This is a genomic window from Streptococcus sciuri (genome assembly GCF_024814375.1).
Taxonomy (GTDB): Bacteria; Bacillota; Bacilli; order Lactobacillales; family Streptococcaceae; genus Streptococcus; species Streptococcus sciuri.
Genome location: NZ_JANUXX010000006.1, coordinates 82,468 through 99,024, shown reverse-complemented (window position 1 = coordinate 99,024; position 16,557 = coordinate 82,468). Strand labels below are relative to the sequence as shown.

Sequence of the window (16,557 nt, the reverse complement as noted above, 5' to 3'; positions counted from 1 at the left end):
ACATTGTTCCCTTCTTTTAGCTTTTTGTTTTTGGTTTAACTTGTTCGAGTTCTTTACTTAAAGCAATGAGATAGTCTTTCATCTCATTTTTGACTTGTGGATGTTGTAGAGCGTAGGAAATAGTTGTTTTTACGAAGCCAAACTTATCCCCTACATCGTAGCGCTCACCTGTGAATTGGCGGGCAAACACACGCTGTGTTTTATTGAGCGTATCAATCGCATCTGTGAGTTGGATCTCATTGCCAGCACCAGGCTCTTGTGTCTCAAGAATAGCAAAAATTTCAGGTGTCAAAAGATATCGTCCGATGATAGCAAGATCACTAGGTGCTTTTTCTGGAGCTGGTTTTTCAACAAAGGTCTCAACGCTGTAAAGTCCGTGTTCGCTTTCACCTTGCGGTGCAATCACACCATAGTTAGAGACCTCTTCGTGAGGCACTTGCATAACAGCAATAGTGGATGCATGTGTTTTTTCGTAGTCGCTGATGAGTTGTTTGGTCAGTGGTATAGCCTTTGGGTGGGTAATATCCATGAGGTCATCTCCAAGCATGATTACAAAAGGTTCGTTGCCGACAAAGGCTTTGGCTTGTAAAACAGCATCACCAAGTCCACGTGGATGACTCTGTCGAATAAAATGCAAGCGAATACCTGTTGTTTCATCAACCAATTTTAATAAATCATGTTTGCCTTTTTCTTTGAGGTTGTATTCCAATTCAAAATTGGAGTCAAAATGATCCTCAATGGACCGTTTTGATTTCCCTGTAACGACAAGAATATCTTCGATGCCAGATTTGAGAGCTTCTTCAACAATAAATTGAATAGTTGGTTTGTCAACGATAGGCAACATTTCTTTAGCTAGAGCTTTGGTAGCTGGTAAGAAACGTGTTCCTAAGCCAGCTGCTGGGATAACGGCTTTTCTTACTTTAGTCATACTATTTCCTTCCTATATTTCGGTGTATGGATTATATTTTATCTTGTTAGAGAAGATACAATTAGGTTTATCGCCATTCATTTTCTGTGCGTAATTCGTTTGTCATCATGTCAAGTATACTCTCACGAATGTTAGCTCCTTCGTAAATACTACGATAGATAGCTGTTGTAATTGGCATGTAGACACCAAGTTTTTGAGCGAGTTCATAGGCAACTTTTGTTGTGGAGATTCCCTCAATAACCATACCCATATTTTTTTCGATATCTTCTAATTTTTCTCCACGTCCAAGGGCATCACCAGCACGCCAGTTGCGTGAATGAATCGAAGTTCCTGTAACAATCAAGTCTCCAACCCCAGACAAACCGCTATAAGTTAGAGGATCTGCGCCCAACTGGACACCAAGTCTTGTGATTTCTGCTAAACCACGCGTGATAATGGCTGCTTTGGCATTGTCTCCGTAACCAAGACCATGCAGTGCTCCTGCACCAACAGCGATGATATTTTTGAGTGCTCCTGCGGTTTCGACTCCTATAACATCTGTGTTGGTATAAAGACGAAAATAATTATTGCTAAAGAGCTTTTGAGCGTATTCAGCCGCTTTGGTATCTTTAGAGGCTGCTGTGATAAGCGTAATATCACGTACGATAGCTTCCTCGGCATGGCTTGGTCCTGAAACTACGACAATATCGCTACGCAAGTTTCTAGGAATTTCCTCTTCTAAGATAGTGGATAGTCGTTCATGTGTGTTAGGCTCTAATCCCTTAGAGGCGTGCATGATAACGACTTTTTCGTCCAGCACATTAGCTACTTGCTTAGCCACAAGTCGTGTTACTTTTGTTGGGACAACAAATAAAACAGCGTCCGCTCCTGAAAGAGCAGCTTTTAGATCTATATAAGCTTTGATGTTACTAGAGAGAACAACGTCTTTAAAGTAGTGGGTATTGGTATGTTTGGTATTGATTTCATCAATTTGTTCTGGAATATTGCCCCAAAGGCGAACGGTATGTCCGTTGTCGTTTAGGACTTGAGCTAGAGCAGTTCCCCAAGACCCTGGTCCTAGGACTGCGACAGTTTGCTTAGCCATCTTTTCCTCTTTTCTTTCCTCAAATGAGTCTAATTTCCCATCTATTATACCATAGTCATAAGTTTCTTGTCTGACTTGAGCTGGTGTTCTCCTATACTTTTGCTTTTCAGAAACGAATAGATTATAATAAAGTGATAAGATTCTGGAGGAAAAAAGAGATGAAAATCCGCGGATTTGAGCTGGTATCAGGCTATACCGACAGGGAATTGCTTCCAAAACGTGAGACTGCCCAAGCAGCGGGCTATGACTTGAAAGTTGCTGAGCGTATGGTAATTGAGCCTAGCCAGATTGTTCTTGTGCCGACAGGTGTCAAGGCTTATATGCAGGCAGGAGAGGTACTCTATCTCTATGACCGCTCATCAAACCCGAGAAAAAAAGGCTTGGTTTTGATTAACTCGGTGGGGGTTATTGATGGTGATTACTATGGCAATCCTGTGAATGAAGGGCATATCTTTGCTCAGATGCAAAACATTACAGATTATACCATCACTCTTGAAGTAGGTGAACGTATTGTTCAAGGTGTTTTTGCACCATATTTGTTAGCAGATGGCGATGTTGCCAAAGGGGTGAGAAAAGGAGGTTTTGGAAGTACAGGGCATTGATGGTGTTCTTTAGATAGGTATACTGAGTCTAATCATCATGGTCAGATAAAGATAGACTATTTGTGAGAGGAAAAGGAGGTTCATTATCGTTAAAGCGAAAAAGACATTTGTCTGTCAGGAGTGTGGCTATCATTCCTCAAAGTATCTTGGACGTTGTCCAAATTGTTCAGCTTGGACGTCTTTTGTGGAAGAAGTAGATGTCACGGAGGTTAAAAATGCTAGAGTTAGTCTGACAGGTGAAAAGATGCGCCCTGTCAAACTGAGTGAAGTTGATTCTATTCATATTCATCGCACACAGACTGATATGGAGGAATTTAATCGTGTCTTGGGTGGCGGTATTGTTCCAGGGAGTCTTGTTCTTATCGGTGGTGACCCTGGAATTGGAAAGTCAACATTGTTGCTTCAAGTCTCCACTCAACTAGCTGATAAGGGAACGGTTCTTTACGTTTCTGGCGAGGAGTCTGCTGAGCAGGTAAAACTGCGTAGTGAGCGCCTTGGTGATATTGATAACGCTTTTTATCTCTATGCTGAGACCAATATGCAGAGCATACGATCTGAGATAGAGAATCTAAAGCCTGATTTCTTGATTATTGACTCTATTCAGACGATTATGAGTCCAGAAATATCCAGTGTTCAAGGTTCGGTTTCTCAGGTGCGTGAGGTGACAGCAGAGCTTATGCAGCTGGCAAAGACCAATAACATTGCGACTTTTATCGTTGGGCATGTGACCAAAGAAGGGCAACTTGCTGGACCTCGTATGCTAGAACATATGGTGGATACGGTGCTCTATTTCGAAGGAGAGCGTCACCATACCTTTAGGATTTTACGGGCGGTTAAAAATCGCTTTGGTTCAACCAATGAAATCGGTATCTTTGAGATGCAATCAGCTGGTTTAGTAGAGGTGAGCAATCCCAGTGAAGTTTTTTTGGAGGAGCGCTTGGATGGAGCGACAGGATCTGCTATTGTCGTAACGATGGAGGGGACACGTCCCATCTTAGCTGAAGTGCAAGCCTTGGTAACACCTAGTATCTTTGGTAATGCTAAGCGGACAACGACGGGACTTGATTTTAATCGTGTCAGCCTTATCATGGCGGTTTTAGAAAAACGCTGTGGACTTTTGCTCCAAAATCAAGATGCTTATCTCAAGTCAGCAGGCGGTGTCAAATTGGATGAACCAGCGATTGACCTTGCAGTTGCTGTAGCGATTACCTCAAGTTATAAAGAACAACCCACCAATCCACAAGACGCCTTCATTGGAGAGATTGGTTTGACTGGTGAAATCAGGCGTGTCAATCGTATTGAACAACGGATGAATGAAGCTGCAAAGCTTGGTTTTAAAAAAATTTATGTTCCTAAGAATTCCCTTTTAGGATTGTCCTTACCAGATAATATTGACGTGATTGGTGTGTCGACAGTGAATGATGTTTTAACAAAGATTTTTGCACATTAAGGAGAAATGATGTCTTATTTTAAGCAATTTATGAAAGCAAATCAGGCTTATGTTGACTTGCATGGGACAGCGCACTTGCCTATTCATCCAAAGACTCGTGTGGCGATTGTAACTTGCATGGACTCTAGGTTACACGTGGCGCAAGCCTTAGGTTTAGCACTTGGGGATGCACATATCCTACGTAATGCTGGAGGACGTGTGACAGAAGATATGATTCGTTCGTTGGTTATCTCGCAACAACAATTAGGAACTCGTGAAATTATTGTTATTCACCATACTGATTGTGGAGCACAGACGTTTGATAACGCAACATTCGCACAACAGCTTGAACATGATTTAGGAGTGGATGTGCATGACAGGGACTTTTTACCGTTTACTGATGTAGAGGAGAGTGTGCGTGAGGATATAGCACTTTTACGACAATGCCCTCTTATTCCTGATGATGTCACGATTTCAGGGGCTGTCTATAACGTTGATACTGGGCGCATGAGAGAGGTTATTGCGTAACTTTATAAAGTAGAGATAAGCTATAAGGAGATTTTTGTGTTTGCTTTTGCCAAAAGTTTTTCAGATGTACTATAGTTGTGTCAACAAATAATCCAAAAAGGAGAAAAAATGGCCTTTACAATTGATAACAATATGCAGTTTCCGCTCGTTGAAGTGACACTTGATCGTGGTGAGAGTGTTTATATTCAACGTGGAAGTATGCTTTATCACACTCCTAGTATCACCTTAAATGCTAAGTTCAATAGTCGAGGTAGTGGTTTAGGAAAACTCATGGGAGCGCTTGGCCGTTCTATTACCTCAGGAGAATCTTTGTTGATTACTCAGGCAGTATCAAATGACATCAATGGCAAGTTAGCTCTTGCTCCCAATACACCTGGTCAAGTTTTAGCCTTAGAGTTAGGAAATCAACAATATCGTCTCAATGATGGAGCTTTTCTAGCGATGGATGGATTTGCTCAATACCACATGGAGCGTCAGTCTGTTGGGCGTGCTCTCTTTGGCGGTGAGGGTGGCTTCTTCGTCATGACAACTGAGGGCTATGGGACGCTTTTGGCGAATGCCTTTGGCTCTATCAAGAAAATCGAGTTATATGGTGAAGAGTTGACAATTGATAATGCACATGTTGTCGCTTGGAGTAAAGAGCTAGACTATGATATTCATCTGGAAAATGGTTTTTGGCAATCGATTGGAACAGGAGAAGGCATTGTCAACACCTTCCGTGGTACAGGGGAAATTTATATTCAAAGCCTTAATCTCCAAACCTTTGCTGAACAATTAACCCCTTATATTGATTTCCCAAGGAAATAACTATTTCTTTTATGCCTTTTACCCAGCTCACATCTACTTTTTATATTTTTTACTGATTAGGCAAACAAAAGAAGGTAGGACAAAAGTCCTGCCTCTTTTTATTAAGTTACAATCGCAAAGAAAAACGGTTACGTTTGATATGACAGTCATTAATTCTATGAACTAGAAGAGCTATTTTCGTTGTCTTTTTGTCGTGTTGCTAAATTTAGCATTGCTAATAGTAGTGCCATCTACTCTTTGGACAAGTCGAACTCGCTTTACAGACAGGCACAAGGCAGTGCATGTTTCTAGACATTATTATCATTAAAAAACAGTCCAATTTGTCTCTTGAGCTAGGAGTGTCAAGTTGGGCTCAAAGAGACTAGAAATTGAAAATGAAAAGGGTTACAATAAAAACAAGGAGGACGACATGATTGATAATCGAACCATTGCTATTTTAATGGAATTGTTTGCCAATCAGAAAATGAGTTTGTATGAATTGAGTGTTCAGACAGGAATTGATAAGGAGCAGTTGAGACATCGGCTCGATGAGGTCAATCAATTGCTGGAGGAACAGGACTTTCCTCGACTTGATTTGCAAGATGCCTTTTATCAAGTTCCAGCAGAATTACTGGAGCAAAGTCAGTATTTACTTGAATTGTTCAGAAGTCGGCAGATTTACCTATCTCAAGAAGAGCGCTTGGTTCTTATCTATCTTTATACCTTTATTCGGAAAGATTTTATTTCCAATATTCACTACCAAGATTTGCTAAGTGTGAGTCGAAATACAACTTTGGCAGATATTAAGAAAGTTAAAGACTTGTCTGTTCGTTTTGGTGTCTCCTTTGATTATACACGCAAGAGGGGGTATCACCTGAATGGTCACGAGAAAGACAAGCACCGTCTAGTCTTGTATGCTATTAGTAAGTGCTTGCAGACTTCTATTGGTGTTTGGGCTTTGGATTATATTCTTCGGGCTTGGCAGGAGGACAATGCGATTGATGTGCTGAAAAAAGCTAGTCAGCAGGCATGTTATTTCTATCAGGTTTCTGCTTTAGAGGACCGCTTAGATGAGTATCTCTACTTTCTCCAATTTTTAGCCATTCGTCAGGAGCGGGTTCAGATAAGTATGGATTGGGAAGTAACCGCTACTTTTGCATTTCTCAAGGAATTTGTCCAGCAGTTATGGAGCTTGTTGCAGCTTAAAAAAGACGTGATAGGTTCTCTGTCTGTTGCGCAGATAGACTATTTGGCGCAGTTGCTCCAAGGGTGCTTGGAGGGACGGTTGGAGCAAAAGGATAGTTTGTTTTCTCAATTAACACTTGAGATTGTGGAGGAAATGGAACGTCTATCCTTGATTGCGTTTGATAATCGCTTAGAGATGATTGAAGGCTTGGAGCGCCACTTGATACCAGCCTACTATCGCTTGACTTCACAGTTGGTCAATGTCAATTCCTATACTGAAGTGATTAAGGAGGAGCATAAGGATTTGTTTCATTTGGTGCAAAAAGCGCTCGCTCCCTTGGAGCGGTATCTGGGATTTGCGATACCAGATAGTGAAGTTTCCTACTTTGTCATTCATTTTTGGGGGTATATTGAGGCGAAAAAAGACCATGCTTTTCGCTATCGTGCCTTGGTTGTTTGTCCTAATGGGGTCAGTTCATCCTTGATTGTCAAGGAGAATATTCGGCAGCTTTTTCCAAATATTTCTTTTGCGGATACCCATTCGCTCAAGGAGTTTAGACAAATTGAGCAGAGTGACTATGATATGATTTTTGCAACGGTCAAGCTGGATACGGAATTGCCATTTTTTCTAGTTCCCCAGTTGATGACGGCTCGTCAGAAAAAAGATTTGTTTCAGCTTGTTACGGAACGTTTTCCAAATGCTAGCTATTTTCCGATTGAGATTGAGCAATTATTAGCTGTGATTGGCAAGTATGCTACTATTCATCATGAACAGTCCTTGAAATATGAGTTGGTTCAGTTTATGAACCAGAAATCTTATGAGAAACGGAGAAGAAGTCCTATGTTAGGCGAATTATTGACACAAGAAACGTTTTCATGCTCCAGTGACCAGTTAAGTTGGCAGGAGGCTATTGCCCTTGCTGCCCAGCCCTTGATAGCAAATGGTGCTGTGGAGGAAGGTTATGCTACTGCCATGATTCAAAAAGTGGAAGAATTTGGTCCTTTTATTGACCTAGGAAAGGGAGTTGCTATTCCTCATGCTCGTCCAGAAGACGGGGTCAATCGAATTGGCATGTCGCTTCTGGTCTTGGAAAATCCAGTTTATCTCTTGGATGACCCCAAGCATGAAATTCGTCTGTTTATCTGTATCGCAGCTATTGATAATCAGACACATCTAAAGGCGCTTTCAGGCTTAACAGCCATTTTACGAAAGGAAGAAAATATTCAACAACTCATTGAAGCGAAATGCTTTGATGATATAGCAGACTTAATAAAGGAGGTAAGCTAATATGTTACGAATTGGTACTGCTTGTGGTTCAGGTTTAGGTTCAAGTTTCATGGTGCAAATGAATATTGAATCCGTTTTGCGAGATTTGGGAGTTTCGGATGTTCATGTTGAGCATTATGACCTAGGTGGGGCAAATCCAAGTGAGGCTGATGTCTGGATTGTCGGACGTGACTTGGCGGATTCTGCAACACATTTGGGTGATGTTCGTGTTTTGAACAGTATCATTGATATGGATGAGCTTCAAGAATTAGTAACAGCTATCTGTCAGGAAAAAGGGTTGATATAGCGGTTTTGGTTTATTATTGGACGTGAACGAAAAGCGAGAAATATGACTGTTCTGCTTTCACTCCTTACATTCGTGCCTAATAGTTCTGAGCTACGATTTCTAATTTTGCCCTAGTCCTTGCTTTAAGGCTATGGTTTCCCAGTGGGGTGCTAGCTTTTCACACCCTCCTATCTTAACATAAGGAGAATAGTATGTTTTTGGATTTTTTAATTGATATTGCAAAGACACCAGCGATTTTGGTTGCCCTAATTGCTATTTTAGGTTTAGCATTACAAAAGAAACCCCTTTCAGATATTCTAAAAGGCGGTATTAAAACCTTTGTCGGTTTCTTGGTGGTGTCAGGTGGTGCTGGCATTGTTCAAAATTCCCTACAACCATTTGGTCAAATGTTTGAATACGCCTTTCATTTAAAAGGTATTGTGCCAAATAATGAGGCCATTGTAGCAGTTGCCTTGACTGATTATGGAACAGCAACCTCTCTTATCATGTTGCTTGGAATGATTTTCAATATTCTCATTGCGCGCTTTACACGCTTTAAGTATATCTTTTTGACAGGACATCATACACTCTATATGGCTTGTATGATTGCAGTGATTATGTCTGTGGCAGGCTTTACCTCAATCGGTTTGATTGTCATGGGAGGTCTAGCACTCGGCTTGATTATGACCTTATCTCCTGCCTTTGTTCAAAAATACATGGTTAAATTAACAGGAAATGATAAGGTTGCCCTCGGACATTTTAGCTCGCTTGGCTACTGGCTCAGTGGTTTTGTGGGTGGTCTTGTAGGTGATAAATCAAAATCAACAGAAGACATCAACTTTCCAAAAGGTTTAGCATTCTTGCGTGATAGTACTGTGAGTATCGCCATTTCGATGTCTATTATTTACATGACTGTTGCCCTTTTTGCAGGCGGCGATTATATCAAAGAAAAACTCAGCGATGGAACAAATAGTTTGGTCTATGCTCTAACGCTTGGTGGGACATTTGCTGCAGGAGTTTTTGTTATTCTATCTGGTGTTCGTCTCATCTTGGCAGAAATCGTTCCAGCTTTCAAGGGAATTTCTGAAAAATTAGTGCCTAATTCAAAACCTGCCTTGGACTGTCCAATTGTCTATCCATACGCTCCAAATGCAGTTTTGATTGGTTTTATCTCTAGTTTTGCAGGTGGTCTTGTCAGCATGTTCATTCTCATTGCGACTGGAGGCGTTGTTATCTTACTAGGTGTTGTTCCTCACTTCTTCTGTGGTGCTACTGCTGGAGTTATGGGAAATGCGTCAGGTGGGATTCGTGGTGCAGTAGTCGGTGCCTTTATGCAGGGTGTCCTTATCAGTTTCTTACCTGTTTTCCTTTTACCAGTTTTGGGAAATCTAGGTTTTGCAGGCTCTACTTTCTCTGATGCAGACTTCGGTTTATCCGGTATTTTCCTTGGACTTTTAGCGAAAAACGGTGTTGTTACGGTATCAATCGGTATTTTTGCAATCTTGGCTCTGCTGTTTGTGTTATCTCTTGTCAAGAAAGAACAGAAAGAAGGTTAAGCATGAATCGTTTCGCAGAATTGGAAAAATTCGCCAAAGAAATTCGCTATCATACTCTTGCGACCTTGAACCAGCGTGGTTTTTCCATATTAGTGACTTTAGGCTGATTTTTTGCTTCAAATCCTAAGATGTGTGCTATAATAGAAACGATTGAAACAAACAGGAGAGAAACTATGTCAAAACCAATTCGTGTGCGTTATGCACCAAGTCCGACTGGACTGTTACATATCGGAAATGCTCGTACAGCACTCTTTAACTACCTTTATGCTCGTCATCACGGTGGAACATTTATCATTCGTATAGAGGATACTGACCGCAAGCGTCATGTGGAGGACGGTGAACGTTCACAACTTGAAAATCTACGTTGGTTAGGGATTGATTGGGACGAAAGCCCTGAAACGCATGAGCAATACCGCCAATCTGAACGTTTGGAGATTTACCAAACCTATGTTAATGAACTTTTGGAAAAAGGCTTGGCTTATAAATCTTACGTCACAGAAGAAGAGCTTGCAACAGAGCGTGAGCGTCAAGAAGCAGCAGGTGAAACACCACGCTATATCAACGAATATCTTGGTATGTCTGATGCTGAAAAAGCTGCCTACATTGCAGAACGTGAGGCAGCAGGTATTATCCCGACTGTACGTCTAGCTGTTAATGAAACAGGTATCTATAAGTGGACAGATATGGTCAAGGGCGACATTGAGTTTGAAGGTGGCAATATCGGCGGTGACTGGGTTATCCAAAAGAAAGACGGCTATCCAACCTATAATTTTGCCGTTGTGATTGATGACCATTTAATGGAAATTTCCCACGTTATTCGAGGAGATGACCACATTGCCAATACCCCTAAACAGCTTATGGTCTATGAAGCCCTTGGTTGGCAAGCACCAGAATTTGGTCACATGACCCTGATTATCAATTCTGAAACAGGGAAAAAGTTGTCAAAACGTGATACAAACACCTTGCAATTTATCGAAGATTACCGTAAAAAAGGCTATTTGTCTGAAGCGGTCTTTAACTTCATCGCCCTCCTTGGATGGAATCCTGGTGGAGAAGATGAAATCTTCTCTCGTGAAGAATTGATTACCCTTTTTGATGAACATCGTCTCAGCAAATCGCCAGCAGCTTTTGACCAGAAGAAACTAGACTGGATGAGCAATGATTACATCAAAAAAGCAGACCTTGCCACCATTTTTGATATGGCAAAACCCTATCTTGAAGCAGCAGGTCGCTTGACGGATAAGGCGGAAAAATTGGTCGAACTTTACAAACCACAAATGAAATCAGTGGACGAAATCGTACCTTTGACCGACCTTTTCTTTGAAGATTTTCCAGCTTTGACGGAGGCTGAAAAGGAAGTCATGGCAGGTGAAACGGTACCAACTGTTCTCACAGCCTTCAAGGAAAAATTACAAGCCATGTCAGAAGAAGACTTCCTACCAGAAAACATCTTTCCACAAATCAAAGCGGTACAAAAAGAAACAGGTATCAAGGGCAAGAACCTCTTTATGCCGATTCGTATCGCTGTTTCAGGCGAAATGCACGGTCCAGAGTTGCCAAACACCATTTATCTTCTTGGACGTGAAAAATCTATCCAACATATCGACAATATGTTGCAAAAAATTAGTAAATAAACATAAAAACAAAAGCTCCCTTTTGCTATTGAGTAGGGGGAGTTATCACATATTAGTATTAGAATTTTCAAGTTAGGATCTACTATTGGGTATAGAATGATACTTGAAAAAATGAAACGAGCTCACTTGACAAAGGAGGATAAAAAGGTGACACTAAGAGAAGAGAAGAGAAGAGAAGAGAAGCGGGCTTTCTGATAATTTGAAATTCAACAGCAGTGTGACCGCAAGCACTGCTTTTTATGCTGAACTGAGAGAAAAACTCCCAGAATTCTTTACAAAAGATACGTTCGATGAGAACGGTCTTTTGGTGAAGGCTGGGAGTTTTGATTTGGAGAAATTCAAGCGATCTTTGGAGGAAAATCAAGTTGAGGAATTAACAAGTGGTTACCGTCTGGACTTTATCAGAAAAAATATTGCTCGCAAGCAGTCTGGAGAGCGTCCAACGACAGTCATTGTTCCTGATAAAGAACATAATGAAAAAGCAGAAAATCAAGACAGCAAAAATCTCTTTTTCACAGGGGATAATCTAGAAGTTTTGCGGCATTTGCAACAAAATTATACCAAGTCGATAGACGTTATTTATATTGACCCGCCTTACAATACAGGCTCAGACGGTTTTGTGTATTCAGATAAGTTTGAGTATTCAGATGATACCTTGCAAAATATGTTTAATTTGACTGATGAGGAACTGCAACGACTTAAGTCTATTCAAGGAAAATCCACCCATAGTGCTTGGCTGACCTTTATGTATCCCCGTTTGTATCTGGCAAAAAAATTACTCAAAGACACGGGTGTCATCTTTGTTTCAATTGATGATAACGAACAAGCTAATCTAAAACTCTTGATGGATGAAGTGTTTGGGGAAACTAATTTTGTGGCAAGTTTAGCTATTGAAAATAACCCTAAAGGAAGGAAAAATGGTAAGTTTGTATCAATAAATCACGAATATTTACATATATATACTAAAAATATTTATTTTTCCAATTCTTTTAAAAATGTAGTTAAAAAGAATGATTTAAGTAAGGATGAAATTGGATATTACTCTCATGGTAAAAGGATACTTGTTGGAGAAAGTACAAATCCGGTTGCTCACGGAGGAGAGAAAGATTATTCTGTGTATATTAATAGAAAGGATTTGATTTTAAAAACAGAACAATATGATGAGATAGACAGAGAGCTAATTTCTAAAGGATATAAAGTATATAAATCAATAAAAAATGGAACAGTTTTAGAAAATACTTATACAAAGAAGAAGTTTCAAGAGTTATTTGACAATAATTCTTTATTATTTAAAAAAGATAGTATTTATGAAAAAGATAGAAATATCTATAAACAGCAAAAAAGTCTTATTAATTCAACTGATGAATGGGATTTAAAAACAGAAACAGCTGCATTTGTTTATAAAGGTTTTGATTCAAAAAAGCTCTTCTCCATGCCTAAAAATCCAAATTATATAAAAATGTTATTAAGTATGGTTGGTGATGACAATTTGTGTGTTCTCGACTTCTTCGCTGGCTCTTCCACCACAGCGGATGCGGTTATGCAGCTAAATGCTGAGGACGGAGGAAAGCGTCAGTTTATCATGTGTACCTTACCAGAACCCACCTATACAGTCAATTCTGATGGAAAGAAAGTTCCCACTAAAGGAGGAGCAGCTGCCTATCAAGCGGGTTATCAGTCCATTGACCAGATTTCTCGTGCAAGGATTGAGAAAGCCGCAGAAAAGATTAAGTCAGAAAATCCAGAGAAAGCGAAAGTATTGGATCTAGGCTTCAAGCATTATCGAGTGGTTTCGCCTAAGCTAGAAACGCTAGAAAAGTTAGAATTTGATGACAGCCTGCAACTGGATTTATTTGATGACATGCTTGATGACTTTTCTGCTCAAAGTCTAGGGCTTACTGGTGGAGATAGTGGAGGCGATACTCTTTTTCACACCTATCTAGCAAGTGATGGCTATAAGTTTGATGTTCCAGTTGAGATGGTAGACTTTTCAGGGATTGAGCTACCTTATGTCAATCAACAACGCTTGTACCTGATTCGTAAGGATTGGAAAGCAGAAAACACCAAAGCCTTGGTCAACCAGATTGGCACCAATCAACTAAACGTTCAGACACTTGTGATTTATGGCCATATCCTAGACATGGCAAGTCTACGAGAACTTGAAATAGCTTGTGACCAATTAGATAACAAAATCAATATTCTTGTGAGATATTAGGAGGAAAAGATGAAGATTTGCTTAGAAGAGTTAGACCATCAACGAAAAGCCCTAAAAGCAATAGATGACGCTTTTTATGGATTGGATGAGACTAGCACCGACCCTAACGCTCACTATATTTATGCTAATCCTTTGATAAAAGGGCGCGAACAAGATAATTGCAATATTGATATTAAGATGGAAACAGGCACAGGAAAAACCTATGTCGGTGTTCGTGCCATGTACGACCTCCATCAAAAATATGGTCTTTTTAAATTTATCGTGGTCGTTCCTAGTCCTGCGATTAAGGAAGGCTGGAAAAATTTTATAGAGGCCGACTATGCCAAGCAACATTTTTCCCAGTATTATGAAAATGCAAGAATCAACTTAAGTGTTATCAATGCAGGAGATTTCAATAGCAAAAAAGGTTTGTTACCAGCCCATCTGGTTGAATTTATTGAAGGAGACAGGTTAAATTCCTCAACCATTCAAGTCCTACTTATCAATGCAGGTATGCTCAATTCAAAAAATATGACCGAGAAGAACTATATGCAAACCTTGCTATCAGGCTGGACAAATCCGATAAAGGGGTTACAGGCGACAAAACCAGTTGTTTTGATTGATGAACCTCATCGCTTTCCAAGAGATAAAGCAAACTATAAGGCGATTGAAAAATTAAATGCACAACTGATTATCCGTTTAGGGGCCACTTTCCCAGATGTTGGTACGGGTAAAAATATAAAAAAAGATTACTACCGAGGGGAACCACAATTTAATCTGAATGCCGTGTCCGCCTTTAATAATGGTCTTGTTAAAGGAATTGATATTTATTATCCCAATGTCAAAGAAGCAGACGCACAGGATAAACTGACCGTTGATTCTTTTGGCAAGAAAAAAGTTGACATGAAGCGTCAGTCTAAAACTTATACATATAATGTAGGTGATGCACTAGATGTAGACGGCAATATCACTTACAAGGGAGATAGAACCCTATCAAATGGACTGAAATTGGCAAAAGGAATGACTCTACTCCCTGCTACCATGAGTAATTCCTATCAAGAAATGATTATTCGAGATGCGATTGATAAGCATTTTGAAGCAGAAATCCGACATTTTATGCGTGATAATGACCATCAAGCAAAGGTAAAAACCTTATCTCTCTTTTTCATTGATTCTATCAAATCGTATCGTGATAAAGACGGCTGGCTCAAACTCGTTTTTGAAAAATTATTGCGACAAAAAGTAGAAGCTCTCATCAAGGAATACGATAAAAAAACTCTCCCACGTGAAAAAGAATACCTCTCTTTCTTACGTGCTACTTTAGCTGAACTATCTGATAAAGTACATGCAGGCTATTTTGGAGAAGATCGTGGAACTGGTGACGAAGCCATTCAGGCAGAAGTCGATGATATTTTAAAGAACAAAGAGAAGTTATTATCCTTTAAAAATGATAAAGGAGAATGGGAAACACGGCGTTTTCTCTTTTCCAAATGGACTCTGCGTGAGGGTTGGGACAATCCCAATGTTTTTGTCATTGCCAAACTTAGGACATCAGGTAGTGAAAATTCCAAAATTCAAGAAGTAGGACGAGGTCTGCGTCTGCCTGTTGATGAAACAGGTCGCAGACTGATGCAAGATGAGTTACCTAGCCGCTTACAATTTTTAATCGGTTATGATGAAAAAGAGTTTGCTCAAACCCTCATCTCAGAGGTCAATGCAGATGTGGAGATGACTTTTGATGACAGTCAATTGACAGAAGAGTTGATGACACGTATCTTAGATAAGTATCCAGAATATGATAAGAATAGTCTTTTAGAAACATTAGATGATGAACAAATTATCAATCGTAGCAATGCGTTTAAAGAGGGCGGATTTGAAAAGTTAAAAGACTTATTTCCTCTTGTATTTGAAAACAATACATTGCGAAAAGATCGGATTTGCGAGAATCAACCTAGGTTTAAAGAGTATATTAAACTCAATAAAAATAATTGGAAAAAAATGCAGGAGTTATGGCAAACCTTTGCCAAACGTTACATGCTGGAGTTTGACCGTTTGAATGACAATGATTTGCAAGTTCTCATCAAAGAAACCATGCAAAATGAGCAAAATTTTGTTTTCCAATATGCTACTCTAACGCATGATGAAGTTTATTCTGATGAAGAAACAGGTTTATCAGAAATTCGGAAACAAACGGTTGATTATGACGAGAAAAAAGCCTATGAGGGCATGGTTTATGGTGATTTTTTAATAAAATTAGCTAGGGCAACGAAACTAAAACCAGCCCAATTGCATAAGGAACTTATCGTTGTTTTAAAAGAAAAGCATGAAGGAAATACAAAGTATTTAAATGAAATCACCTTGAATAACTTAATTCGAGATTTTAGGCAAGCATTTGAGGAGAACTATGCACAACGTTATCATTATCTTCCCTTGGATTTTCAAGCGACAACTTCTGTGTTTGATACTCGATTAGATGATTTTAAAGACGAAATCCTAGCTCGGACGATTGGGATAAATGAAGATAGCAGTGTCTTTGATGATGGCAGACATTTATATGAACTACCGCCTCTTCGTTATGATTCGGAAACAACGGAGAAGGCTCTTTTAAAGCATGGTTATAATTCTAAAGTTGTTGTTTTTGGAAAATTACCAAAGCGTGCTATAAAAATCCCTAAATACATGGGCGGAACTACTACGCCCGACTTTGTCTATATCATTGAAAGTAATGATAAAAAAGAGCTTTACTTGTTGGTAGAAACAAAAGCCCAAGGGTCTGGGAAGCGCATTAGCGATAAACAAATTGTTGCGATTCAACAAGAATTCTTTTCCCAACTCAAAGAGCATAATATTACTTATCTGATAGCAGAAACAGAACAAGACGTCTACAGTGAGTTGGAAAAGCTGGAACATTGACACGATTATTTCTTTTTAGCAAATATAAAATTTTTGAAAATAAGAATAAAAGTGATAGTATACGAATATTTTAAAAATAATTGTATTTTTTTACAAAAAGGTCTTGACGAAAGGGTTAAGTAGTTGTATAATTATACGCATAGACCGTAATTGGTAATATTTATA

At 39.6% G+C, this 16,557-nt stretch carries 12 protein-coding genes; 10 read left to right on the top strand and 2 right to left on the bottom strand.

Annotated features, from left to right (window positions below; genetic code table 11):
- Positions 1-16: 16 nt before the first annotated feature.
- On the bottom strand, positions 17-928 hold the full coding sequence (gene galU, locus NXS10_RS05980) for a UTP--glucose-1-phosphate uridylyltransferase GalU (RefSeq protein WP_259138748.1): 912 nt from the start codon (positions 926-928) through the stop codon (positions 17-19).
- Positions 929-995: 67 nt separating this feature from the next.
- Positions 996-2,012, bottom strand: coding sequence for an NAD(P)H-dependent glycerol-3-phosphate dehydrogenase (locus NXS10_RS05975; RefSeq protein WP_259138746.1), 1,017 nt, complete (start codon positions 2,010-2,012; stop codon positions 996-998).
- A 158-nt stretch (positions 2,013-2,170) separates the two neighbouring features.
- Between NXS10_RS05975 and NXS10_RS05970 the strand changes: the two genes are divergently transcribed.
- The 10 genes from NXS10_RS05970 (at position 2,171) to NXS10_RS05920 (ending at position 16,392) form a co-directional block, all read left to right on the top strand.
- Entirely contained in the window at positions 2,171-2,614 is a 444-nt protein-coding gene (locus NXS10_RS05970; protein WP_259138745.1) for a dUTP diphosphatase, read from the top strand.
- Positions 2,615-2,699: 85 nt separating this feature from the next.
- Positions 2,700-4,064, top strand: coding sequence for a DNA repair protein RadA (gene radA / locus NXS10_RS05965; protein ID WP_259138850.1), 1,365 nt, complete (start codon positions 2,700-2,702; stop codon positions 4,062-4,064).
- A gap of 9 nt (positions 4,065-4,073) precedes the next feature.
- Positions 4,074-4,571: a beta-class carbonic anhydrase gene (locus NXS10_RS05960; protein ID WP_259138743.1), complete on the top strand. Its 498-nt coding sequence runs from the start codon at positions 4,074-4,076 to the stop codon at positions 4,569-4,571.
- A 108-nt stretch (positions 4,572-4,679) separates the two neighbouring features.
- On the top strand, positions 4,680-5,378 hold the full coding sequence (locus tag NXS10_RS05955; RefSeq protein ID WP_259138741.1) for a TIGR00266 family protein: 699 nt from the start codon (positions 4,680-4,682) through the stop codon (positions 5,376-5,378).
- A gap of 409 nt (positions 5,379-5,787) precedes the next feature.
- Positions 5,788-7,830 (top strand): BglG family transcription antiterminator, encoded by a 2,043-nt coding sequence (locus NXS10_RS05945; RefSeq protein WP_259138740.1) that lies wholly within the window; start codon positions 5,788-5,790, stop codon positions 7,828-7,830.
- Position 7,831: 1 nt separating this feature from the next.
- Entirely contained in the window at positions 7,832-8,116 is a 285-nt protein-coding gene (locus tag NXS10_RS05940; protein ID WP_259138738.1) for a PTS sugar transporter subunit IIB, read from the top strand.
- Between the two features lie 191 nt (positions 8,117-8,307).
- On the top strand, positions 8,308-9,651 hold the full coding sequence (gene ulaA, locus NXS10_RS05935) for a PTS ascorbate transporter subunit IIC (protein WP_259138734.1): 1,344 nt from the start codon (positions 8,308-8,310) through the stop codon (positions 9,649-9,651).
- A 173-nt stretch (positions 9,652-9,824) separates the two neighbouring features.
- A complete protein-coding gene (gltX, locus tag NXS10_RS05930; protein ID WP_259138732.1) occupies positions 9,825-11,285 on the top strand; it encodes a glutamate--tRNA ligase in 1,461 nt (486 codons plus the stop codon).
- Positions 11,286-11,613: 328 nt separating this feature from the next.
- A complete protein-coding gene (locus NXS10_RS05925) occupies positions 11,614-13,500 on the top strand; it encodes a site-specific DNA-methyltransferase (protein ID WP_263008842.1) in 1,887 nt (628 codons plus the stop codon).
- 9 nt (positions 13,501-13,509) lie between these two features.
- Positions 13,510-16,392 (top strand): type III restriction-modification system endonuclease, encoded by a 2,883-nt coding sequence (locus NXS10_RS05920; protein ID WP_259138728.1) that lies wholly within the window; start codon positions 13,510-13,512, stop codon positions 16,390-16,392.
- Positions 16,393-16,557 lie beyond the last annotated feature (165 nt).

Excerpts from the sequence above, each read along its gene's own strand:
- NXS10_RS05955 (WP_259138741.1), top strand. The coding sequence starts at position 4,680 with ATGGCCTTTACAATTGATAACAATATGCAGTTTCCGCTCGTTGAAGTG.
- gltX (WP_259138732.1), top strand. The coding sequence starts at position 9,825 with ATGTCAAAACCAATTCGTGTGCGTTATGCACCAAGTCCGACTGGACTG.
- galU (WP_259138748.1), bottom strand. The coding sequence starts at position 928 with ATGACTAAAGTAAGAAAAGCCGTTATCCCAGCAGCTGGCTTAGGAACA.
- NXS10_RS05920 (WP_259138728.1), top strand. The coding sequence starts at position 13,510 with ATGAAGATTTGCTTAGAAGAGTTAGACCATCAACGAAAAGCCCTAAAA.
- NXS10_RS05970 (WP_259138745.1), top strand. The coding sequence starts at position 2,171 with ATGAAAATCCGCGGATTTGAGCTGGTATCAGGCTATACCGACAGGGAA.
- NXS10_RS05940 (WP_259138738.1), top strand. The coding sequence starts at position 7,832 with ATGTTACGAATTGGTACTGCTTGTGGTTCAGGTTTAGGTTCAAGTTTC.
- NXS10_RS05945 (WP_259138740.1), top strand. The coding sequence starts at position 5,788 with ATGATTGATAATCGAACCATTGCTATTTTAATGGAATTGTTTGCCAAT.
- NXS10_RS05960 (WP_259138743.1), top strand. The coding sequence starts at position 4,074 with ATGTCTTATTTTAAGCAATTTATGAAAGCAAATCAGGCTTATGTTGAC.
- NXS10_RS05975 (WP_259138746.1), bottom strand. The coding sequence starts at position 2,012 with ATGGCTAAGCAAACTGTCGCAGTCCTAGGACCAGGGTCTTGGGGAACT.
- ulaA (WP_259138734.1), top strand. The coding sequence starts at position 8,308 with ATGTTTTTGGATTTTTTAATTGATATTGCAAAGACACCAGCGATTTTG.